This is a genomic window from Enterobacter cloacae complex sp. CDL013, from assembly GCF_049238805.1.
Taxonomy (GTDB): domain Bacteria; phylum Pseudomonadota; class Gammaproteobacteria; order Enterobacterales; family Enterobacteriaceae; genus Enterobacter; species Enterobacter hormaechei_C.
The window spans coordinates 183,324-205,568 of sequence record NZ_JBMKGT010000003.1 but is presented as its reverse complement, the minus strand read 5'-3'; the positions used below and the strand labels follow the sequence as shown (position 1 = coordinate 205,568).

The 22,245-nt window shown below is 54.7% G+C and carries 22 protein-coding genes; 2 read left to right on the top strand and 20 right to left on the bottom strand.

Annotated elements, in window-relative coordinates; translation table 11 throughout:
* The first annotated feature begins 62 nt into the window (after nucleotides 1-62).
* The gene (gene tatE, locus ACOTXD_RS06730) at nucleotides 63-266 is read left to right on the top strand and encodes a twin-arginine translocase subunit TatE (protein WP_003858723.1); all 204 of its coding nucleotides are present in this window, start codon (nucleotides 63-65) and stop codon (nucleotides 264-266) included.
* 80 nt (nucleotides 267-346) lie between these two features.
* Here the strand turns inward: tatE and lipA are convergent, their stop codons facing one another.
* The 14 genes from lipA to leuS form a co-directional block, all read right to left on the bottom strand.
* The gene (gene lipA, locus ACOTXD_RS06725; protein WP_006809637.1) at nucleotides 347-1,312 is read right to left on the bottom strand and encodes a lipoyl synthase; all 966 of its coding nucleotides are present in this window, start codon (nucleotides 1,310-1,312) and stop codon (nucleotides 347-349) included.
* A 207-nt stretch (nucleotides 1,313-1,519) separates the two neighbouring features.
* Nucleotides 1,520-2,473, bottom strand: coding sequence for a YbeF family transcriptional regulator (locus ACOTXD_RS06720; protein ID WP_023315623.1), 954 nt, complete (start codon nucleotides 2,471-2,473; stop codon nucleotides 1,520-1,522).
* A gap of 291 nt (nucleotides 2,474-2,764) precedes the next feature.
* Nucleotides 2,765-3,406, bottom strand: a complete 642-nt coding sequence (gene lipB, locus ACOTXD_RS06715) for a lipoyl(octanoyl) transferase LipB (protein WP_126501141.1) — start codon at nucleotides 3,404-3,406, stop codon at nucleotides 2,765-2,767.
* A 94-nt stretch (nucleotides 3,407-3,500) separates the two neighbouring features.
* Nucleotides 3,501-3,764, bottom strand: coding sequence for a DUF493 family protein YbeD (ybeD, locus tag ACOTXD_RS06710; protein ID WP_003858718.1), 264 nt, complete (start codon nucleotides 3,762-3,764; stop codon nucleotides 3,501-3,503).
* Nucleotides 3,765-3,871: 107 nt separating this feature from the next.
* Complete coding sequence (gene dacA / locus ACOTXD_RS06705) at nucleotides 3,872-5,083, bottom strand: D-alanyl-D-alanine carboxypeptidase DacA (RefSeq protein WP_003858714.1); 1,212 nt, start codon at nucleotides 5,081-5,083, stop codon at nucleotides 3,872-3,874.
* Between the two features lie 139 nt (nucleotides 5,084-5,222).
* Nucleotides 5,223-6,329 carry an endolytic peptidoglycan transglycosylase RlpA gene (gene rlpA, locus ACOTXD_RS06700; RefSeq protein WP_032608855.1) on the bottom strand — a complete coding sequence of 369 codons (1,107 nt, stop codon included), beginning with the start codon at nucleotides 6,327-6,329 and terminating at the stop codon, nucleotides 5,223-5,225.
* Nucleotides 6,330-6,345: 16 nt separating this feature from the next.
* Nucleotides 6,346-7,458, bottom strand: coding sequence for a peptidoglycan glycosyltransferase MrdB (gene mrdB, locus ACOTXD_RS06695; protein WP_015571139.1), 1,113 nt, complete (start codon nucleotides 7,456-7,458; stop codon nucleotides 6,346-6,348).
* Nucleotides 7,459-7,460: 2 nt separating this feature from the next.
* Nucleotides 7,461-9,362, bottom strand: coding sequence for a peptidoglycan DD-transpeptidase MrdA (gene mrdA / locus ACOTXD_RS06690; RefSeq protein WP_015571138.1), 1,902 nt, complete (start codon nucleotides 9,360-9,362; stop codon nucleotides 7,461-7,463).
* A gap of 28 nt (nucleotides 9,363-9,390) precedes the next feature.
* Nucleotides 9,391-9,858: a 23S rRNA (pseudouridine(1915)-N(3))-methyltransferase RlmH gene (rlmH, locus tag ACOTXD_RS06685; RefSeq protein WP_003858701.1), complete on the bottom strand. Its 468-nt coding sequence runs from the start codon at nucleotides 9,856-9,858 to the stop codon at nucleotides 9,391-9,393.
* A 3-nt stretch (nucleotides 9,859-9,861) separates the two neighbouring features.
* On the bottom strand, nucleotides 9,862-10,179 hold the full coding sequence (gene rsfS, locus ACOTXD_RS06680; protein ID WP_003858696.1) for a ribosome silencing factor: 318 nt from the start codon (nucleotides 10,177-10,179) through the stop codon (nucleotides 9,862-9,864).
* A gap of 268 nt (nucleotides 10,180-10,447) precedes the next feature.
* The gene (gene nadD, locus ACOTXD_RS06675; protein WP_003858694.1) at nucleotides 10,448-11,113 is read right to left on the bottom strand and encodes a nicotinate-nucleotide adenylyltransferase; all 666 of its coding nucleotides are present in this window, start codon (nucleotides 11,111-11,113) and stop codon (nucleotides 10,448-10,450) included.
* On the bottom strand, nucleotides 11,106-12,137 hold the full coding sequence (holA, locus tag ACOTXD_RS06670) for a DNA polymerase III subunit delta (protein WP_022650603.1): 1,032 nt from the start codon (nucleotides 12,135-12,137) through the stop codon (nucleotides 11,106-11,108). The genes nadD and holA overlap by 8 nt, the downstream gene beginning before the upstream one ends.
* On the bottom strand, nucleotides 12,137-12,706 hold the full coding sequence (gene lptE / locus ACOTXD_RS06665; RefSeq protein ID WP_022650604.1) for an LPS assembly lipoprotein LptE: 570 nt from the start codon (nucleotides 12,704-12,706) through the stop codon (nucleotides 12,137-12,139). Before lptE ends, holA begins: the two co-directional genes overlap by 1 nt.
* A 14-nt stretch (nucleotides 12,707-12,720) precedes the next feature.
* The gene (leuS, locus tag ACOTXD_RS06660) at nucleotides 12,721-15,303 is read right to left on the bottom strand and encodes a leucine--tRNA ligase (protein WP_061855891.1); all 2,583 of its coding nucleotides are present in this window, start codon (nucleotides 15,301-15,303) and stop codon (nucleotides 12,721-12,723) included.
* Nucleotides 15,304-15,517: 214 nt separating this feature from the next.
* Between leuS and ACOTXD_RS06655 the strand changes: the two genes are divergently transcribed.
* Nucleotides 15,518-16,000, top strand: a complete 483-nt coding sequence (locus tag ACOTXD_RS06655; protein WP_061855890.1) for a zinc ribbon-containing protein — start codon at nucleotides 15,518-15,520, stop codon at nucleotides 15,998-16,000.
* Nucleotides 16,001-16,056: 56 nt separating this feature from the next.
* Here ACOTXD_RS06655 and rihA read toward each other — a convergent pair whose 3' ends face one another.
* The 6 genes from rihA to lnt all read right to left on the bottom strand — a co-directional run bounded on the left by rihA (nucleotide 16,057) and on the right by lnt (nucleotide 22,241).
* On the bottom strand, nucleotides 16,057-16,998 hold the full coding sequence (gene rihA / locus ACOTXD_RS06650; RefSeq protein WP_061855889.1) for a pyrimidine-specific ribonucleoside hydrolase RihA: 942 nt from the start codon (nucleotides 16,996-16,998) through the stop codon (nucleotides 16,057-16,059).
* Nucleotides 16,999-17,117: 119 nt separating this feature from the next.
* Complete coding sequence (locus ACOTXD_RS06645; protein WP_006809622.1) at nucleotides 17,118-17,843, bottom strand: amino acid ABC transporter ATP-binding protein; 726 nt, start codon at nucleotides 17,841-17,843, stop codon at nucleotides 17,118-17,120.
* Nucleotides 17,843-18,517: a glutamate/aspartate ABC transporter permease GltK gene (gene gltK / locus ACOTXD_RS06640; protein ID WP_003858686.1), complete on the bottom strand. Its 675-nt coding sequence runs from the start codon at nucleotides 18,515-18,517 to the stop codon at nucleotides 17,843-17,845. The genes ACOTXD_RS06645 and gltK overlap by 1 nt, the downstream gene beginning before the upstream one ends.
* Nucleotides 18,518-19,258 (bottom strand): glutamate/aspartate ABC transporter permease GltJ, encoded by a 741-nt coding sequence (gltJ, locus tag ACOTXD_RS06635; RefSeq protein ID WP_015571133.1) that lies wholly within the window; start codon nucleotides 19,256-19,258, stop codon nucleotides 18,518-18,520. It abuts the gene before it with no gap.
* 155 nt (nucleotides 19,259-19,413) lie between these two features.
* Nucleotides 19,414-20,319, bottom strand: a complete 906-nt coding sequence (locus ACOTXD_RS06630) for an amino acid ABC transporter substrate-binding protein (RefSeq protein WP_003858681.1) — start codon at nucleotides 20,317-20,319, stop codon at nucleotides 19,414-19,416.
* Nucleotides 20,320-20,702: 383 nt separating this feature from the next.
* Entirely contained in the window at nucleotides 20,703-22,241 is a 1,539-nt protein-coding gene (gene lnt / locus ACOTXD_RS06625; protein ID WP_061855887.1) for an apolipoprotein N-acyltransferase, read from the bottom strand.
* Nucleotides 22,242-22,245 lie beyond the last annotated feature (4 nt).

The window sequence follows — 22,245 nt, the reverse complement described above, 5'->3', positions numbered from 1 at the left end:
GACCGTTAATACGTTCAGGTTTTTTGGCGGAATGCAGCCTGTTTCATGTAAAGAAGGTATTTATGGGTGAGATTAGTATTACCAAACTGCTGGTGGTTGCCGCACTGGTCGTCCTGCTGTTCGGTACCAAGAAGTTACGCACGCTGGGTGGAGACCTGGGTGCTGCCATTAAGGGCTTTAAGAAAGCAATGAACGATGACGACGCGGCAGCGAAGAAAAGTGCCGAAGATGACATCACTGCACAGAAGCTTTCACACAAAGAGTAATGGCAATGCTGCAAGGCTTGCATAAAAAAACCGGCTCACGAGGCCGGTTTTTTGTTTTACTGTAAATAAATTTTACAGCTTTATTTCACTTCTTCGCCCTTCGCCTGCATATCGGCGTGATAAGAGGAGCGAACAAACGGACCGCACGCGGCATGGGTAAAGCCCATCGCCATCGCTTCGGCTTTCATTTCATCGAACTCATCCGGGCTTACGTAACGCTGTACAGGCAGGTGGTGACGGCTTGGCTGGAGGTACTGGCCCAGCGTCAGCATGGTGACGCCGTGGCGGCGCAGATCGCGCATCACTTCAATGATCTCAGCGTTGGTTTCACCCAGGCCGACCATCAGACCAGACTTGGTTGGAATATGCGGATGGGCTTCTTTAAAGCGTTCCAGCAGCTTCAGCGACCAGTTGTAGTCTGCACCGGGACGTACCTGACGGTAGATACGCGGTACGTTCTCCAGGTTGTGGTTGAACACGTCTGGTGGCGTCGCGGTCAGGATATCGAGCGCGCGATCCATACGGCCACGGAAATCCGGCACCAGCGTCTCAATCTTAATGTTCGGGCTTTTTTCGCGGATGGCGGTAATACAGTCAGCAAAATGCTGAGCACCGCCATCGCGCAGATCGTCACGGTCAACGGAGGTAATAACAACATAACGCAGCGCCATATCGGCAATCGTCTGCGCCAGTTTTTGCGGTTCGTTAGCGTCTGGCGCAACGGGACGGCCATGGGCAACGTCACAGAACGGACAGCGGCGGGTGCAGATGGCACCCAGAATCATAAATGTCGCGGTACCGTGATTGAAACATTCAGCAAGGTTAGGGCACGAGGCCTCTTCACAGACAGAGTGAAGACCATTTTTGCGCATCGCCGCTTTGATCCCCTGGATACGCGAAGAGTCGGCCGGAAGTTTGATTTTCATCCATTCCGGTTTTCTTAACAGCGCCTCGCGCTCTGTAGCCACGTTTTTAACCGGGATAAGGGCCATTTTATCGGCATCGCGGTATTTAACACCGCGTTCCATCACAATGGGTTTACTCATAGCGTGCGTGTTCCAGTTGCGAATATCGAAGGAAAGCGTTTCAATTCAAGGGAATGTTGTAATTATCAACTATTTTTGAACGAACGACAGGCAGTATATCATTTAAAGGGGCGATAAAGCAGCCTGCCAGGTCGCCAATTTGTAAAATAGTTGTTGTTTTGTGCCTTTTGCCCCGCTTGCGGCAGGGGCTTGCGCTGAAAGGCGGGATCAGAAAGCCTGGCGGATCACGTTAATGACGTTTTCCAGCACCGGATCGCGCAGGCTTAGCTTGTTGTAATGCAGTGAGATTTCAACAGATTCCGTCGTAAGTTGACTCAATGGAATGCTCTCCAGCGGCCAGCATTTTTGAAGTAAAGCGAAGAGACGCACAGGCATAATACAGAGCAAATCGCTGCTGCCAATCAGGGCCGCGAGGGTAAACATATTGTAACTGCTGAAGCTGATCAGACGGTCCGGGAACAGTTCGTCAATACGCTGGCGCAGCGGATCCGGGCCCTGCCCCTCGGACATAAAGGTTGCATGTTCGTAATGACGCAAATTTTCAGGCGTCAAAGGTGCGCTCAATACAGGATGATTCTGACGACAAACGAGCGCCAGAGAGTCGGTATAGAGAACGTTATGCCCTAATGCTCTGGCCGCGAAGCTGTTGCTGTCGATGATCAGGTCCGTCTGGAATTGCGCCAGCTGAGTTTCCGGATCGTTAACGGGCACATTGCGGATCAGCAGCTGTGGCGCATGCTGTTTAACAGCCTGGTAAATAGCGGGCATGACCAGAACGCCCACAGAGGGAGAAGTGCCTATGGTGATGGTTCGTTGCTTATCGTAACTGCCGGTGAGATCCAGCGCGCCCAGAATCGATTCCAGACCCTGGCTGATGTACTCATGCAGATGGGTTGCGTACGCGGTGGGGGTTACGCCCTGGCCTTTACGAATAAATAAGGGATCGGGAAATATCGCGCGCAATTTTTGAATTGACTGGCTAATAGCAGAGGGTGTGAGATTAAGAATTTTCGCAGCATTAACGATACCTTTGTGGACATATACCGCCTCAAAAATAGTCAATAAATTGAGATCAATATTACGTAAAGTCCGGAAAATTTGCGGCTTATCTTCGCCGCTGGTTTCATTCAGGCGTTTGGCTGGTAAATTAGTAGGCTCCACGCTCTTACTCCGTATCCATTCACAATATGAATGATAGTTGAATTTATTTATTATGCTTGCAGAGATTCGTAAAGTGTTTCGTAAGTTTCCCTTGTTTATCGAAAACAAGCAGTTGGGTGATTATCACGCACGTTACACGATACCCGGTGATGGTACTATTAAGGTTCTAATTAATATGGGACGCTAATATATGGGCGACTCGAAAATATAGAATATGCGGTTTATTGTAAAGCGTAAATGCGGCAATTAAGCAGTGGCTGGTCAAATAACCGAACCACTGCCGGAAGTGTGTTAAGCAGCAATATATTCGTGGTCAGGATTGTTAAGCAGCGCTAAAAACTTCTTCAGAAGCACGGGGCGGATATTCTCAGGCGTGGCGGTAGCGACCCACTGGCGCATTTGCGTCATTTCCATACCCGCATACCCGCATGGGTTGATGCGCTGGAAAGGGGTCAGATCCATATTGATATTCAGCGCCAGCCCGTGGAACGAGCAGCCTTTACGGATACGCAGCCCCAGCGAACAGATTTTCTTCTCTCCCACGTAGACGCCCGGGGCATCGGCGCGAGGATGAGCGTCGATACCGTACTCAGCGAGCGTGTTCACCACGGTCTGTTCCAGTAAGGTCACGAGCTCACGTACGCCCAGTTTTCTGCGTTTCAGGTTAAGCAGGACATACATTACCTGCTGGCCCGGGCCGTGGTAGGTTACCTGTCCACCGCGATCGCTCTGGATCACCGGGATATCACCCGTCATCAATAAATGTTCGGCTTTTCCTGCCTGGCCCTGAGTAAACACCGGCATGTGTTCAACCAGCCAGATTTCATCAGGGGTGGTGTCATCGCGTATATCGGTAAAGTCATGCATAGCCTGAGAGACTGGCTCGTAAGGCTGTATCCCAAGATGGCGAACAAGAATTTTATCCTGGTACAAAAGGACGTCTCCGAAGACAAGGGAGAATAGGTAACGCGGAGTATATCACAGCGGGGAAGTGGGTTACCCGGCAAACCGGGTAACCGCAGAGGGACTACAGCACCATACGAACAATTTCGATATTGCCGAGCTCTTCGTACAGCGTCTCAACCTGCTCAATGTGTGTCGCAGTGATGGTGATTGAGACCGAGTGGTAATTACCTTTGCTGCTCGGTTTGACTGATGGAGAGTAGTCGCCCGGCGCATGGCGCTGTACCACTTCAACCACCTGATCAACCAGCTCAGGTTTCGCCAGACCCATTACTTTGTAAGTAAAAGGGGTAGGGAATTCAAGCAGTTCGTTAAGTTTGGTTTTCATGTCAGCTCCGGCGTGTGTGTAAAAAATAATAACTCCCGCCACGGGGCGGGAGTTTTACTGATACGTAGTATATGGGGATCAAAATCACACTTTCAAGTGTTCAATTTTTAACCAAACCAGTGATGGAACATCAGCTTAATGTAATCAATGATTTTGCCGAAGAAATTGCCTTCAGGAATCTCCTCCAGCACCACCAGCGGGCGTTGATCGATGGTTTTGCCATCCAGCTGGAAGTTGATAGTACCCACGACCTGATTCTTTTGCAGCGGGGCGTGCAGCTCGGTGGTATTCAGCACATAGCTGGCTTTCAGATCTTTCATACGACCGCGTGGGATAGTCAGATAGAGATCTTTGTCCACGCCCAGGGAAGCGCGGTCGTTATCGCCAAACCAGACAGGTTCAGAGGCAAATTCTTTACCGGCTTTCAGCGGGTTCACGGTTTCGAAGAAGCGGAAGCCCCAGGTCAGCAGTTTTTTGCTTTCCGTTTCGCGTCCTTTAAACGTACGCCCCCCCATCACGGCAGAGATCAGACGCATCTGGCCTTCAGTGGCGGAGGCCACCAGGTTATAGCCAGCTTTGTCGGTGTGGCCGGTTTTGATACCGTCGACGTTCAGGCTGTTGTCCCACAGCAGGCCGTTACGGTTGGTCTGACGAATGCCGTTGAAGGTGAACTCTTTCTCTTTGTAGATAGAGTACTCGTTTGGCACGTCGCGGATCAGCGCCTGACCGATCAGCGCCATGTCACGCGCGGAGCTGTACTGACCCTCGGCGTCCAGGCCGTGAACGGTCTGGAAGTGGCTGTTTTTCAGACCCAGCGCGGAGACGTAGCTGTTCATCAGGCCCACAAACGCGTCCTGGCTGCCCGCGGCAAAATCAGCCATGGCCACGCAGGCGTCGTTACCGGACTGCAAGTTGATGCCACGGATAAGCTGAGAGACCGGAACCTGCATGCCAGGTTTCAGGAACATCAGCGATGAACCTTTGAACACGGGGTTGCCGGTTGCCCACGCATCGTTACCGATAGTCACCAGGTCGGTTTCTTTGAATTTACCTGCTTTCATAGCCTGACCGATAACATAGCTGGTCATCATTTTGGTCAGGCTGGCCGGATCGCGGCGGGCATCGGCGTTCTGTTCTGCCAGAACTTTGCCGGAGTTGTAATCAATCAGGATGTAGGATTCCGCGTCGATCTGCGGAACGCCAGGGATCATGGTCTTGATGTTCAGGTCATCCGCGTGAGCTGCGGAGAACGCAGCAGCGCAAAGGGCCGTGGTCAGCGCCATGCGCTGCACAAAACGAGCAGAAAAAGTGGTCTTCATGGTCAGAACTACGACATCCGTGATGGAATTAAAAAAAGTGCCTTACTATAGCAAATGCTATACGGGCAGGCATCCGACTTTCATCATGAGAGTGTTAACGTGGTTTACACAAACTGACATTTCGGATACCACCGAATAATTATTTTGCAACAGCGATAAACGACTGGAGCTGCGCCTCGCTCTGCAAACGCTGTTGCAGGGATGCTGCTTGCGATTTGCTGGCAAACGGACCCATCTGGATACGCCATACCGCACCGTTTTGCTCAACGCGGCCTGGCACGCCAAACTGTTTGCTTAAACGCTGCTGATATTGCTCTGCACGGGTCCGATCGCTGACAGCGCCAACCTGAACCACGTAGCTGCCGCTCGCCGTCGCAGGCGCCGCAGTCTGCGTAGCAGCAGGCGCGGTCACCGGGGCGGGTTGTGCAGCGGGTGCAGCAACGACGGGCGCAGGCGCTGGGGCAGGTTCATTTGATTCAATCACGCCCGGCGCTAACGTGGTGGGTGCGCCAAGGAAACCACTGCTTTTCACCGGGGCGCCTGTCGCGTCTTCACTTTGCAGCGTATCGTTGCTGATGGCGCGCACTTCACCCTGCGGCTGCGCGGGCACTGCCGGCGTTGAAGCGCCCCCCATACCACCGCTCAGATCCGGGCGAGCGGGCAGGGCATAGGTCTGTTTCGCGACCGTGGTACAGGCCGTGCCCGGGCCAGACAGCGAACCATCCTGCGCCACGATAATCGGGTCGATACGCACTTTAGTATTGTTTGAGGTGTTCAGACGGTCGGCCGCCGCGCGGGACAGGGAGATCACGCGATCGGTGCCGTAAGGACCGCGATCGTTGATACGCACCACGATCATTCGGCCATTCGCCAGGTTAGTGATGCGTGCATAGCTCGGAACAGGCAGCGTCGGGTGTGCAGCCGTGATCTGCATCGGATCGAAGGTTTCACCCGACGCGGTCAGGTTGCTGCCGGGCTCAGCGTCATAGATGGCAGCAAAGCCAGCCTGGCTGAAACGGGAAGGATCCTGAACGATTTTATAGCTTTTACCGTCGCGCTGATAATCCTGATTCACGCTGGCGTTCAGCGGTTCATAAACGGGATCGGCACCGCTAATCTCAACAATCGGGCCATTACAGACCGCAGGCTGCGGCGGCGCGACGGTTGCCTGTTGCTGACCATCATCACTTGTACAGGCGGCAAGTAAACTTGCTGCGATGCAGATCCCCAGCCACTGCTTACGCATTGCGATCCCCTTATTTTTATACGCTTTTGGACAACATTTTCCTGTGGGTATGGATCGACATGACGATACCAAACCCGGCCATCAACACGATCAGTGCCGAGCCCCCGTAACTCACCAGCGGCAGCGGTACGCCGACAACCGGCAGAATCCCACTCACCATACCAATATTTACGAAGACATAAACGAACAAAATCAACATTAATCCGCCTGCCATCACGCGACCAAAGGTGGTTTGGGCGCGTGCGGCAATCCACAAACCTCGCATGATCAGCAGCACGTAGAGTGCAAGCAGAACCAGGATGCCAACCAGCCCTAACTCCTCAGCCAGAACGGCAAAGATAAAGTCGGTGTGGCGTTCCGGTAAAAATTCGAGCTGCGACTGCGTACCGTGCAGCCAGCCTTTGCCGCGCAGGCCGCCGGAGCCAATCGCAATCTTCGACTGAATAATATGATAGCCTGCGCCCAGCGGATCGGTCTCGGGATCGAGCAGCATCATAACGCGCTGACGCTGGTAATCATGCATCAGGAAGAACCAGAGGATAGGGATAAACGCGGCAACCAGCACCACGGCGATACCAATCAGACGCCAGCTCAGGCCGGACAGGAACAGGACGAACAGGCCGGAGAGGGCGATAAGAATCGAGGTACCGAGGTCCGGCTGTGCGGCCACGAGCAGCGTCGGCAGGAAAATCAGCACCAGCGCAATGGCGGTATTTTTCAACGACGGCGGGCAGACGTCGCGGTTAATAAAGCGCGCCACCATCAGCGGGACGGCGATTTTGGCGATTTCCGACGGCTGGAAGCGGACAATCCCCAGATCCAGCCAGCGCTGTGCCCCCTTCGAGATGGCGCCGAAAGCATCTACTGCCACCAACAAAATGATACAGAAAATATAGAGATAGGGCGCCCAGCCCTCGTACACGCGCGGCGGTATTTGCGCCATCACCACCATAATAACCAGACCCATGGCGATCTGGCCGATTTTACGCTCCATCATGCCGATGTCCTGGCCGCTGGCGCTCCAGATAACGAGGGCGCTATAGACCAGCAGAGCCAGCAGAATCAGCAGCATGGCTGGGTCGATGTGGATCTTGTCCCACAGCGATTTTTTATTCGGATTATCCGTCATGATTATTGGTCCTCCGCCGCAGCGGCTGCCGGGTTTTCAGCTGGCAGTTCGGTGTTGTTGTCACCCAGCATGATGTGGTCGAGGATTTGACGCATGATGGTACCCACCGCCGGGCCTGCGCCGCCGTTCTCCAGAATCATCGCCACCGCAACCTGCGGGTTATCATAAGGGGCAAACGCCGTCATGAGCTTGTGGTCACGCAGACGTTCGGCAATTTTATGTGCGTTGTAAGTTTCATTCGCTTTAAGACCGAAGACCTGAGCCGTACCTGATTTCGCGGCTACCTTATACGGTGCGCCAGCGAAATATTTGTGCGCCGTCCCGTTAGGGCGGTTGGCTACACCGTACATGCCGTCTTTCGCGATTTCCCAGTATCCGGAATGAATGTCACCCACCGGCGGCTCGTGCGGCTGTATCCATGGCACTTTTTTGCCGTCTTCAACGGTGCTTTGCAGCAGGTGCGGCACTTTCACGACGCCATCGTTGATGAGGATCATCATCGCCTTGTTCATTTGCAGCGGCGTTGCCGTCCAGTAGCCCTGGCCGATCCCCACCGGAATGGTGTCACCCTGATACCAGGGTTTTTTAAAGCGCTTCAGCTTCCATTCGCGGGTTGGCATGTTGCCGGAACGCTCTTCAGCCAAATCTATACCGGTATAATGCCCGTAGCCGAACTTGCTCATCCATTCAGACAGACGGTCAATACCCATGTCGTAGGCGACCTGATAGAAGAAGGTATCCGCCGACTCCTCCAGTGATTTGGTCACGTTCAGATGGCCGTGGCCCCATTTTTTCCAGTCGCGGTAGCGTTTCTCAGAGCCAGGCAACTGCCACCAGCCGGGGTCAAACAGACTGGTATTACGGGTGATGACGCCCGCGCTCAGCGCAGACACGGCGACATACGGTTTAACCGTTGAAGCTGGAGGATAAACCCCCTGCGTCGCGCGGTTTACCAGCGGCGTGTTTGGATCGTTGAGCAGGCCGGAGTAATCCTTGCTGGAGATGCCATCCACGAAGAGGTTCGGATCGTAGCTTGGCATCGAAACCATCGCCAGAATGCCGCCGGTACGCGGGTCGGTCACAATAACCGCAGCACGGCTACCCGCCAGCAGCGTCTCGATATACTGCTGTAGCTTCAGGTCGAGCGTCAGATAGACGTCATGCCCCGCCTGCGGGGGCACCTCTTTCAGTTGTCGGATCACGCGGCCACGGTTGTTAACTTCAACCTCTTCATACCCGGTCTGACCGTGCAGCACATCTTCGTAATAACGTTCGATCCCCAGCTTGCCAATATCATGGGTTGCGGCGTAGTTAGCCAGCTTGCCATCTTTATCAAGGCGTTCGACGTCTTTATCGTTGATTTTGGAGACGTAACCAATGACGTGCGTCAGCGCGGAGCCGTAAGGATAATAGCGGCGTTTATAGCCTTTGACTTCCACTCCGGGGAAACGGTACTGGTTAACGGCAAAACGGGCGACCTGCACTTCTGTCAGGTTGGTTTTTACCGGAATGGAGGTGAAGCGGTGAGAACGTGCGCGCTCTTTTTTGAACGCAGCGATATCGTCATCAGTCAGGTCGACAACGCTTCTCAGCGCGTTCAGGGTATCCTGCACGTTATCCACTTTCTCGGGCATCATCTCTATCTGGTAGATGGTGCGATTAAGCGCCAGCGGCGTGCCGTTACGATCGTAGATAATGCCGCGGCTGGGCGCGATGGGCACCAGCTTGATACGGTTTTCGTTTGAGCGGGTCTGGTAATCGGTATAGCGGACAATTTGCAGATTATAAAGGTTGGCGATCAGCACGCCGGTAAGCAGCAAAATCCCCGTAAAGGCGACCAGCGCCCGGCGCACAAACAGCGCGGACTCAGCCGTATAGTCGCGAAAAGAATTCTGTAGTTTCATCCGCTGCTTAAATTACCCTGGTCAGTCATTACTCGCGGTGATAAGGGTGGTTGGTAGTGATGCTCCATGCGCGATACAAACTTTCTGCCACGAGAACCCGTACAAGCGGGTGGGGCAGCGTCAGCGCCGAGAGTGACCAACTTTGTTCTGCTGCCGCTTTGCAGGCGGGAGATAACCCCTCTGGTCCGCCAATCAACAGACTGACGTCCCGACCATCCTGCTTCCAGCGCTCCAGTTCGTGCGCCAGCTGCGGCGTATCCCAGGGTTTGCCCGGGATATCGAGGGTCACGATGCGGTTTTTGCCTGCGGCAGCCAGCATCAGCTCTCCCTCTTTATCGAGAATACGTTTGATATCTGCGTTCTTGCCGCGCTTTCCTGCTGGGATCTCCACCAGTTCGAACGGCATATCTTTTGGGAAACGACGCAGATACTCAGTAAAACCGGTTTGTACCCAGTCCGGCATTTTGGTGCCGACGGCGACCAGTTGCAACTTCACGCATTAACCCCAGAGTTTTTCCAGCTCATACAGGCGACGACTCTCTTCCTGCATGACGTGGACAATCACATCGCCGAGATCGACAACCACCCAGTCAGCGGTCGCTTCACCTTCAACGCCCAGCGGAAGCAGCCCTGCCGCGCGCGATTCCTGAACAACATGGTCAGCAATCGAAACAACGTGACGAGTTGAGGTGCCGGTGCAGATGATCATGCAGTCGGTGATGCTGGATTTACCCTTAACGTCGATAGCGATGATGTCCTGACCTTTCAGGTCATCAATTTTGTCGATAACAAAATCCTGGAGTGCTTTACCCTGCAAGTTTTCCCCCTGGGTGAATGAGATTGTACAACTATGAATTCGTGGCCAGTCAGTATACCTGAACTGACGCCAGTCGCGGGACAAATGTCACCGCCCGGCTTTTGAAGGCGGGTATCATCCCACCCTCCGCCTGAGATTGCATCGCCATTTTTGTAAAACAATTTCTGTAAAGCAGCGATCGGCGGGAAAGTCTGGCAGCGGAGGATATCAGTATGGCTTAGCCTGTCAAGGCAGGATAATCATTAACGGACAATTTCGCCGGCGATGCTCAGACATCTGTACTTTTCTGATACAGACCGTGCGCATGGATATAGGCCAGCACGGGCGAGGGGAGGAGATCGTCACAGTCTAAACCCTGCTGGAGACGCTCGCGGATGAGGGTCGCGGAAATATCAAACCACGGCGTTTCAGCGAGGTAAATTTTCCCGGCGGGGAGACTGTGCAGGTCTTCTATATTGTCCGTCAGATGTGCGTCAAGCCACTGCTGATGCTGCGCGTCGCGCATGGTCAGCGGGTAGCCCGGACGGCGGCAGACCAGCAGATGACTGTTTTCCAGAATGGTTTCGTACTGGTACCAGCTGGGAAAGTTGAGCAAGGAATCCTGGCCGATGATAAACGCCAACGGTTTCATGGGCCCCTGCTCAGCGCGCCACTCCCGCAGCGTTTGCGATGTCCAGGAAGGGGTATCTCTACGCAGTTCACGCTCATCCAGTGTGAAGAGAGGCTTATCGGCGATAGCCAGCGCGAGCATCGCTTTACGCTGCTCGCTGGTTGCTTCTGGCTGAGGACGGTGCGGCGGAACATTGTTGGGCATGATGATCACCCGCTGCAAGCCAATCAAATTCGCGAGGATTTCTACCGGCTTAAGATGCCCATAGTGCACCGGGTCGAAGGTCCCGCCATACATTGCCTGTAAAGAATGCATATCACCCATCGATAAATACGTCTGCCAGAGCCTTATGGCAGAGCAGCAAAGAGAGACTCTCCAGCTCCGCCCAGACAGACTGACCGTAATCCTGTTTTAACGTCAGTTCGGCGCGCATCAGAAGTTGCACTGCCTGACGCAACTGCTCCTGGCTCAGGCGGTTTATCGCCTCCGTGGTCATCGCCCGACGGTTTTGCCAGACGCGATGTTTGTCGAATAAGGCGCGCAGGGGCGTGTGTGCTGACTGGCGTTTAAGGTTGTTCAGCAGCAGTAATTCGCGCTGGAGCGTACGGAGAAGGATGACCGGCTCACTCCCTTCCAGGCGCAGCTGTTGCAGGATGTGCAGAGCACGTTTACTTTTCGCCGACAGCAGCGCATCAACCCAGTGGAAGGGGGTAAAGTGCGCGGCATCATTCACCGCCTGTTCCACGCGCGGCAGCGTCAGCTTGCCATCGGGCCACAGCAGGGCGAGCCTGTCCAGCGCCTGCGCCAGTGCCAGAAGGTTGCCTTCGTAGCAGTAGCACAGGAGCTGACTGGCGGCCTCATCCAGCTGCAAATTGTGCTGCTTTGCTCGCGCGGCAACCCATTTTGGCAGATGCGCCTGCTCTGGAGTCTGGCAGGAGACAAGCACCGCACTGGGGGTTAGCCGGGTAAACCAGGCAGCGTTTTCCTGCGCTTTTGTGAGTTTGTTGCCGCGTACGATAAGCAGCAGATCGCCGTGTAACAAACTCACCAGCATAGCCAGCTGTTCATTGATGGCAGCGTTAGGACCATTCTCAGGCAGCAGGATCTGGATTGTCTGACGAGAGGCAAACAGGCTCATGGCCTGACAAAGCGAGAAGATAGCGTTCCAGTCGGTACTGTTATCGATCTGGAACGTATGATGCTCATCAAAACCCTGCGCGGCTGCCGCATGGCGAACCGCATCAAGGCTTTCCTGTAGTAACAGGGGGTCGTTGCCGAGTAGCAGATAGGCCGCGCGCAGCCCTTCGTTGAGCTGCGCGCGGAGTTGTTCAGGATACAACCTGATCATCAGTTACCCAGAGACGTTGGCATATCCGGCGTGCTGGCATCCGGTGTTTCGATAACGTCAGCGCCTTTTTTCGTCGACGCGGCAATGGCAGGCAGCCTGCGGATCAGCTGTTCCGCGGCCTTATCATACATTTCCTTGATGATAATCTGCTGTTCGGCGTCTTTTGCCAGCGCCGTCTGCGGGTTATCGAAGAACGAGCGGTAGACTTTGGTATTGATAGGGTAAATATCTTTACCTGGCATCAAGACGGCCGCATCAACGGTAAGCACCATCTGATATTCCGCCGTCCGCCCATCCTGGAAGATCGAGGCCGTATCTTGTGACAGCGTTGATTTCAGGACACGGAGCGAAGGAACATCCTGACGCAGGGTTCCCTTCTCGATCAGCTTAACATCGTTCAAACGCAGCTGGTTACGAATGGCCCGGCTCAGCGGTCCGTTCGGATCGGATGAGTCGAAGATCATCGTTTTCATCTGCGCAGGCACTGCCGTGGTGTTGCGCAGGTGCCAGCCGCAGCCAGCGGTGACAAGCACCGCCAGAGATAAGAGTATTGTTGCCAGTTGTCGCACGTTTCCTCCCGCGCTTAGCCAACGACCAGATTCAGCAGTTTACCAGGTACGTAGATCACTTTACGTACGGTAACGCCCTCAAGGTATTTAGCGACCAGATGCTCCTGGCCTGCGCGCTCGCGAACCTGTTCTTCGGTTGCGTCGACCGCGACGGTAATTTTACCGCGCACTTTACCGTTAACCTGCACCACCACCAGCGTGGTGTTTTCCACCATAGCGGATTCATCCGCCACTGGCCACGGCGCATTGTCGATATCGCCTTCGCCTTTCAGTTCCTGCCACAGGGTAAAGCTAACGTGCGGCGTGAACGGGTTCAGCATGCGAACGACCGCCAGCAGCGCTTCACGCATTAACGCGCGATCCTGCTCGCCATCCTGCGGGGCTTTCGCCAGCTTGTTCATCAGTTCCATAATAGCCGCAATTGCGGTATTGAAGGTCTGACGACGACCAATATCATCGGTGACTTTCGCAATGGTTTTATGAACATCACGACGCAGCGCCTGTTGATCTTCAGTCAGTGCAGCTACGTTCAGCGCTGGCGCATCGCCCTGAGAGGTGTGCTCGTAAACCAGTTTCCAGACGCGCTTCAGGAAGCGGTTGGCCCCTTCCACGCCGGATTCCTGCCACTCAAGGGTCATATCTGCCGGGGAAGCGAACATCATGAACAGACGCACGGTATCCGCACCATAACGCTCAACCATCACCTGCGGGTCGATGCCGTTATTTTTAGACTTGGACATCTTGCTCATGCCGGTATAAACCAGTTCATGACCTTCAGCGTCTTTCGCCTTCACGATACGGCCTTTCTCGTCGCGCTCGACAATCGCATCAACCGGAGAAACCCAGTTACGCTCGCCGTTCGCGCCAACGTAGTAGAACGCATCTGCCAGCACCATACCCTGACACAGCAGCTGTTTTGCCGGCTCGTCGGAGTTGACCAGGCCTGCGTCACGCATCAGTTTGTGGAAGAAGCGGAAGTAGAGCAGGTGCATGATGGCGTGTTCAATGCCACCGATGTAAATGTCTACCGGCAGCCAGTAGTTTGCTGCATCAGAATCCAGCATGCCTTCTTTGTACTGCGGGCAGGTGTAGCGCGCATAGTACCAGGAGGATTCCATAAAGGTGTCAAAGGTGTCGGTTTCACGCAGCGCTGGCTGACCGTTGACGGTGGTTTTCGCCCACTCAGGATCGGCTTTGATCGGGCTGGTGATGCCGTCCATGACCACGTCTTCCGGCAGGATCACCGGCAGCTGATCTTCTGGCGTTGGCAGCACGGTGCCATCTTCCAGCGTCACCATCGGGATAGGCGCGCCCCAGTAACGCTGACGGGAAACGCCCCAGTCGCGCAGACGGAAGTTAACTTTACGCTCGCCCACACCCAGCGACGCCAGCTTGTCGGCGATGGCGTTAAAGCCCTCTTCGAAGCTCAGGCCGCTGAACTCGCCGGAGTTGAACAACGTGCCTTTTTCAGTCAGCGCTTGTTCGGACAGGTCTGGTTCAGAACCGTCTGCCGCCAGAATAACTGGCTTGATGGTCAGGCCGTATTTGGTGGCAAACTCGTAGTCGCGCTGATCGTGGCCCGGAACGGCCATTACCGCGCCCGTACCGTACTCCATCAGCACAAAGTTCGCCGCCCAGACAGGGATGGCTTCGCCGGTGAGCGGGTGAATCGCTTTAAAGCCGGTATCAACACCTTTCTTCTCCATCGTCGCCATGTCGGCTTCGGCCACTTTCGTGGTGCGGCATTCGTCGATGAAGGTCGCCAGCGCCGGATTGTTCTCTGCCGCTTTCTGCGCCAGCGGGTGACCTGCGGCCACGGCCAGGTAGGTCGCGCCCATGAAGGTGTCCGGACGGGTGGTGTAGACGGTCAGGGTCTGGTCGTAGTTCTCGACGTTAAAGGTAATTTCCACGCCTTCAGAACGGCCGATCCAGTTCCGCTGCATGGTCTTAACCGTATCCGGCCAGTGATCCAGCTTATCCAGATCGTTCAGCAGTTCGTCAGCGTAGGCGGTGATTTTGATAAACCATTGCGGGATCTCTTTGCGCTCAACTTTGGTATCGCAGCGCCAGCAGCAGCCATCGATAACCTGTTCGTTCGCGAGAACGGTCTGGTCGTTCGGGCACCAGTTAACCGCAGAGGTCTTCTTATACACCAGCCCTTTTTTGTACAGCTCGGTGAAGAATTTCTGCTCCCAACGGTAATATTCCGGGGTACAGGTTGCCAGCTCGCGGCTCCAGTCATAGCCAAAGCCCAGCATTTTGAGCTGGTTTTTCATGTACGCGATGTTGTCGTAGGTCCAGGGGGCTGGGGCGGTATTGTTTTTTACCGCTGCACCTTCAGCCGGCAGACCGAACGCATCCCAGCCGATCGGTTGCAGGACGTTCTTGCCCAGCATGCGCTGATAGCGGGCAATCACATCGCCGATCGTGTAGTTACGCACATGGCCCATGTGTAGTCGACCAGAAGGATAGGGAAGCATCGACAGGCAGTAATACTTCTCTTTGCTCTCGTCTTCGGTAACTTCAAAGGTACGCTTCTCGTCCCAGTGTTGCTGGACTTTTGATTCTATCTCTTCCGGGCGGTATTGCTCTTGCATGGCAGCCAGTGGTCCTGTTTTCAATACAGCTACATATGTAGCCAATGGATGTGGTATCTCAGATCCGCATAGCATAGCCCAAACGCCTGCGTCAAAACAGCCTTTCGCACAAATGCCCTTTGCAGGAATTTACCGGGTCTGTGCTTCACCTGACAAAGCGGCGGTGAAATAAGGTCTATTATTAGAGTTAGTTACTGACCCGGGAGGCGAAACGATGAACAAGGTTGCTCAATTTTACCGTGAACTGGTAGCGACTCTGACGGAACGGCTGCGTAACGGCGAGCGTGATATCGACGCGCTGGTCGAACAGGCACGCGCACGCGTGACGCAAACGGGTGAGTTAACGCGAACCGAAGTGGAAGAGTTGACGCGCGCCGTGCGCCGTGACCTGGAGGAGTTCGCGCGAAGCTATGAAGAGAGCCAGGACGAGATCGCCGACAGCGTTTTTATGCGGGTCATCAAAGAGAGCCTGTGGCAGGAGCTGGCGGATATTACCGATAAAACTCAGCTGGAATGGCGTGAGGTGTTCCAGGATTTAAACCACCACGGTGTCTATCACAGCGGCGAAGTAGTGGGGTTGGGGAACCTGGTGTGTGAGAAGTGCCACCACCATATCGCCGTTTATACGCCGGAGGTGTTGTCGCTGTGTCCGAAGTGCGGGCACGACCAGTTCCAGCGTCGGCCGTTTGAGCCGTAGGTAAAAGCAAAAATGTTTGCACCCTCTCCCTGTGGGAGAGGGTCGGGGTGAGGGCATCAGGCCGCAGAATAATAAGCCAGCCGCTCCGCCAGTAAATCCACAAACTCTTCCCGATCGATATCCACCATCACCGTGGTATTCGGCTTGTTTCCCGTTAGCGAGTAATAGTCCACCACCGTCATTCCCTGGGTATATTTCCCCTGTGTTTCCACACCAACCCAACGCTCGACCGTGGTAAACATTTCCGGCTTCAGTAGCCAGGCGATGGTGCATGGGTCATGCAGCGGGACACCGTGGAAGCCCCACTTCTCGGCTTTGTGATACTCCATAAAGAAATCGAGCAGCTCTGCCACGGTTGTTGCAACCGGGTTACCCACAGAACGGAATCGTTCGATGTCCTGCACCATAATTTGTGCGCGGTGGGTAACGTCCAGCCCCGCCATCACAATCGGCAGGCCCGACTGGAAGACGATTTCCGCGGCTTCCGGGTCAACGAAGATGTTGAACTCTGCTGCTGGCGTCCAGTTCCCCAGCCCCATTGCCCCGCCCATGATGACGATACGGGCGATGTTGCTGTGCAGTTCAGGATGGCTGTTCAGCAGCAGCGCAACGTTGGTCTGCGGGCCGGTCGCCACCAGCGTCACGGGCTCTGCGCTCTCACGCAGCACCTTCGCCATGAGCTCGACGGCAGTGCAGTTTTGCGGTGCGAAATCCGGCTCCGGCAGCGCCGGACCATCCAGCCCACTTTCACCGTGAACGTTATCCGCAATGATCAGCTCGCGCATCAGCGGCTTAACGGCGCCACCTGCGACAGGAATATCGGTGCGTTTCAGCAGCGTCAACATGCGCAACACGTTTCGCAAGGTTTTATCCGGCGTCTGGTTTCCGGCGGAGGAGGTGACAGCTTTTACGTCCAGTTCAGGGGAAGCAAGAGCAAGGACGAGTGCGATCGCGTCATCATGACCCGGATCGCAGTCGAGAATAATTGGCTGTGCCATAGCGTTCTCCATTCTCAGCATTATTTGTGACAAGGTTAACGCTGCGATGTGACGCCGAATAGAAAAAGAGATCTAAATCGTGAAGCAGTGCGCAATCCGCAGATTGCGCACTAAAAAGATTAATGCAGGATTTTGGCGAGGAAGTCTTTTGCACGTTCAGATTTAGGATTTGCGAAGAACTCTTCTTTTGGTGAGTCTTCAACAATTTTCCCTTCATCCATGAAAATCACGCGGTTGGCCACTTTACGGGCGAAGCCCATTTCGTGCGTCACCACCATCATGGTCATCCCTTCGTGCGCCAGCTCCACCATGACGTCCAGCACTTCGTTGATCATCTCAGGATCGAGCGCGGACGTCGGCTCATCAAACAGCATAGCCACCGGATCCATGCACAGCGCACGCGCGATTGCCACACGCTGCTGTTGGCCGCCCGAAAGCTGCGCCGGGAACTTATCCGCATGTGCAGACAGCCCGACGCGTTCCAGCAACTTCAGCCCCTTTTCGCGCGCCGCTTTTTTGTCGCGCTTCAGCACTTTCACCTGCGCCAGCGTCAGGTTCTCAATGATGGAGAGGTGAGGGAACAGCTCAAAATGCTGGAACACCATCCCTACGTGGGAGCGAAGCTGGGCAAGGTTGGTTTTGCGGTCATTCACTTTGGTGCCGTTAACGACAATCTCGCCCTGCTGGACAGGTTCCAGCCCATTAACGGTTTTGATAAGCGTGGACTTACCGGAACCGGACGGGCCGCAGACCACCACCACATCGCCTTTTTTCACTTCTGTTGAGCAGTCGGTCAGCACCTGAAAGTGCCCATACCATTTAGAAACATTTTTCAGGGAAATCATTATACCGTCCTTTTCTTCAGCCAGCTGACCAACAGCGATGCGCTTAAACTAATCACAAAATAGACCCCGCCCGCGAAGAGGATCATCTCAACCTGCGTTCCGTCACGTTCGCCAATGGTGGAGGCGGTACGGAAGAAGTCTGCCAGGCTCAGCACGTAGACCAGGGAGGTATCCTGGAACAGGACGATGCCCTGCGTCAGCAGCAGCGGAACCATAGCGCGAAACGCCTGCGGCAGAATAATGAGCTTCATAGACTGCCAGTGCGTCATACCGAGCGCCAGCGCAGCGCTGGACTGCCCGCGCGAGATACTCTGAATACCGGCGCGGATGATCTCTGAGTAGTAGGCGGCTTCAAACATGGAAAACGCCACCATGGCAGAGATCAGGCGGATATCGGTCTTTGGCGACAGTCCCAGTACGTTCTGTAAAAAGCCGGGAACAATCAGATAAAACCACAGCAGCACCATGACCAGTGGAATGGAGCGGAACACGTTAACGTAAGCCGTGGCAAACCAGGCGAGCGGCTTAAAGCTCGACAGGCGCATCACTGCCAGCAGGGTGCCCCAGACAATACCGACGATAATGGCGATAACGGTGATCTTTAAGGTGATTGCCAGTCCATCCAGCAGATAGGGCATGGAGGGAACAATGGAACTCCAGTCAAAATCGTACATTTATTTGCCCCCCAGATTGCCCGGCAGGCGTACTTTGCGTTCAACCAGGTTCATCACCAGCATGATGAATGCGTTAATCAGAACATAGGCGAGCGTGATCGCCGTGAAGGATTCCCATGCGTGAGCGGAATAATCCAGCAGTTTGCCCGCCTGCGCCGCCATATCTACCAGACCAATGGTTGAGGCGATAGCCGAGTTTTTTACCAGGTTCATCATCTCGGAGGTCATCGGCGGAACGATGACGCGGTAAGCGTTCGGCAGCAGTACGTAACGGTAGGCCTGAGGCAGAGTCAGGCCCATCGCCAGTGCCGCATTCTTTTGCCCGCGCGGCAGTGACTGTATGGCGGCCCGTACCTGCTCGCAGACGCGCGCAGCGGTGAACAGCCCCAGACACAGCATAGAGGAGACAAAAAATTGTACGTTAGGATCCAGCTCGGCCTTAAACCACATGCCGAGATCTTCCGGCAGCAGTTCCGGGATCACCAGATACCAGGTAAAGAACTGCACGATCAGCGGAACGTTACGGAACAGTTCCACATAGAGCGTGCCAATCGAAGAGAGAAAACGGTTAGGGACGGTACGCAGAATACCGAACAGCGAACCGACAAGAAACGCGATAATCCACGCCGTTATCGATAATGCAACGGTAACCTGAAAGCCGCTCCACAGCCAGCCGAGATAGGTGGTGTTGCCGAACGGGGCTTGTTGCAGAAAGATGCCCCAGTTCCAGTCAATTGACATAGTAAACTCCAGAAAAAAAAGGGTAGCAGCGCTACCCTCGAAGATTGGTGAGAAGCTCAATTTTTGCGCTGAGTGGGGAACGACCACTCAACGTATAGTCTGTCCATGCTTCCCGACAATCGAGAGGGCAGGAGATCCCGCCCCTGTCGTTCTAATTAGTTAAGAGCTTTGTCGTTTGGTGATTTGAACAGCGCTTTCATGTCGTCAGACAGTTCAAAGTTCATGTTCAGGTTTTTTGGTGGAATTGGGTTCTTGAACCATTTGTCGAACCATTTTGCCGCTTCGCCGGAGGTTTGCGCCTGAGCGATGGTGTCATCGATCAGTTTCTTGAAGTCCTCGTCACCTTTACGCAGCATACAGCCGTAGGCTTCTTTCGACTGGGCGGTACCGACGATTTCCCAGTTGTCTGGTTTCTTCGCCTTGGCGCGCTCGCCTGCCAGCAGAGCGTCATCCATCATAAACGCGACGGCACGGCCGCTTTCCAGGGTACGGAAGGAGTCGCCATGGTCTTTCGCGCTGATGATGCGCATGTCCATTTTCTTCTCGTCGTTCAGCTTGTGCAGCAGCACTTCGGACGTGGTACCGGAGGTCACGACAACCGCTTTGCCTTTCAGGTCAGCAAAATCTTTGATGTCGCCGCCTTTCTTCGTCAGCAGGCGGGTGCCCACAACGAAGATGGTGTCCGAGAAAGCGGCCTGTTTCTGACGCTCAAGGTTGTTGGTGGTTGAGCCACATTCAAAATCAAATGTGCCGTTTTGCAGCAGAGGAATACGGTTCTGTGAAGTGATGGGGATCAGCTTCACTTGCAGGTCAGGTTTGTTCAGCTTTTTCTTCACGGCTTCAACGATGGCGTTGGAGTAATCCTGTGAATAGCCCACGACTTTTTGCGTGTTGTCGTAGTAAGAGAACGGGACAGAAGATTCACGGTGGCCGACCACGATCACGCCGTTTTTGGCAATCTTGTCGAGAGTGCTTCCTGCTGCCGGAGCGTCTTCAGCGTGGACAACCCCCGCAGACATTCCCATAACCAGCATTGCTGTGGCCAGTTTACGTAATTGCATACCCAACTCCTTTCTTATCAGCGCCAGTGACGCATAGATACCCATTGTGATGTTGTTATATCTCGCGCAATGCGAGTGCAGTGTTATGCAAGCTTGTTAACATTTAGTCTGGCTTAATGTAAAGATTTTGCTGCGTTATTGTTTATTTTTGCGAAGCGCGCCGCACCATTCAGAGGCAATAATCCCTCGTTGCACCGTTTCGGTGCTACCGATGATCTACGCTGGTGCGACAAGGCTGCACGTTAAGCCAGACAGCGTTGATGTAATTAAACAAAGCAACAGGCGTGCCAGAATTGAAGTTTGGGAGGAAATTGTCGGGTGGCGGCGGCGCCGGAGAGCATGCCGGGTAAGGCGTAGCCGCCACCCGGCAACAGAAGGTAAGGTTATTTACGACGCTGACGCAGGCTCATCAGCACTGCGCCAAAGCCGAACAGCACGGTCAAAATCCACAGCGGCCAGTTCCCGGTGCGCGCGTAAGGGGTGAGCCCGGTAGTTGGCGTGACGTTAGTAGTCAGCACCTCACGGGTAAATTGCGGGATCATGGCCTGGATTTCACCCTGCGGACCAATCACGGCGGTAATGCCGTTATTGGTGCTGCGCAGCAACGGACGCGCCAGCTCCAGAGAACGCATTCGCGCCATCTGGAAGTGCTGCCACGGACCAATCGATTTACCGAACCACGCATCGTTTGAGATGGTCAGCAGATAGTCGGTGTCCGGGCGGAAATTATCGCGCACCTGCTCGCCGAGGATAATCTCGTAGCAAATGGCGGCCGTCAGGGCAAAACCGTGCGCATGCAGCTGCGGCTGAACGTAAGGGCCCCGGCTGAATGAGGACATCGGCAAATCAAAGAACGGTGCCAGTGGGCGCAGAATAGACTCCAGCGGAACAAATTCGCCAAACGGTACAAGGTGGTTTTTGTTGTAACGATTGGTGGAGGTATAGCTGTATTCGCTGCCCTTACCGAGCGTAATGATCGTGTTGTACGTGTCATAGCGGTTCTGCTGATTGAGACGCGCATCCACAATTCCGGTAATCAGCGTACTGCCGCGTGCGCGCAGCAGATCGTCCATCATCTTCAGGAAGGGCTGCTGATTGATCTCCAGGTCTGGGATCGCAGACTCAGGCCAGATGATGAGCTGCGATTTGCCCATCACCTTTTCAGTGGCGTTGGCGTAGATTTTCAGCGTGTTCAGCAGCTGATTCTCATCCCATTTCAGGGACTGCGGGATATCGCCCTGGACCAGAGAAACCTGCGTGGCGCGCGCGGGCTCCAGCGTAAACCACTGGATATAACGCAGCGGGAAGGGCAGAGCAAACAGGATTAACGCGGCAACCAGCGGCTTCCAGTTACGTGTCACCAGGGCCAGCACCAGCAGGCCGCTGACGATCATCAACAGGAAGTTGATGGCTTCCACGCCCATGACCGGGGCCAGGCCTTTCAGCGGGCCGTCTACCTGGCTATAGCCGAACTGCAACCACGGGAAGCCGGTCAGTACCCAGCCGCGCAGAAATTCGGTGATTTGCCAGACAACGGGTGCCGCTATCGCCACGCGCAGCCAGGTCGTTTTTGGCCACAGGCGAGACAGGATGCCCGCGAACAGGCCAGTGTAGAGCGAAAGATAGGCGGCGAGCAGCACAACCAGGAAGACGTTAACCGGCCCCGGCATTCCGCCAAATTGCGCGATACTGACGTAGACCCAGTTGATACCAGAGCCAAACAGTCCCAGCCCCCAGAAGTAGCCGATGGCCGCGGCCTGTACCGGACGACGGTTCAGGGTAAGCCCCTGTATCCCCATCAGGGAGAGAATAGCGGCTGGCCAGATATCGTAAGGAGAAAAAGCCAGCGTACCGCTGGCTCCGAGTAACAGCGCCAGCAGCAAACGGACGCGCTGGCGTTCAAAGAGTGGGGCAAATGCCATTTAC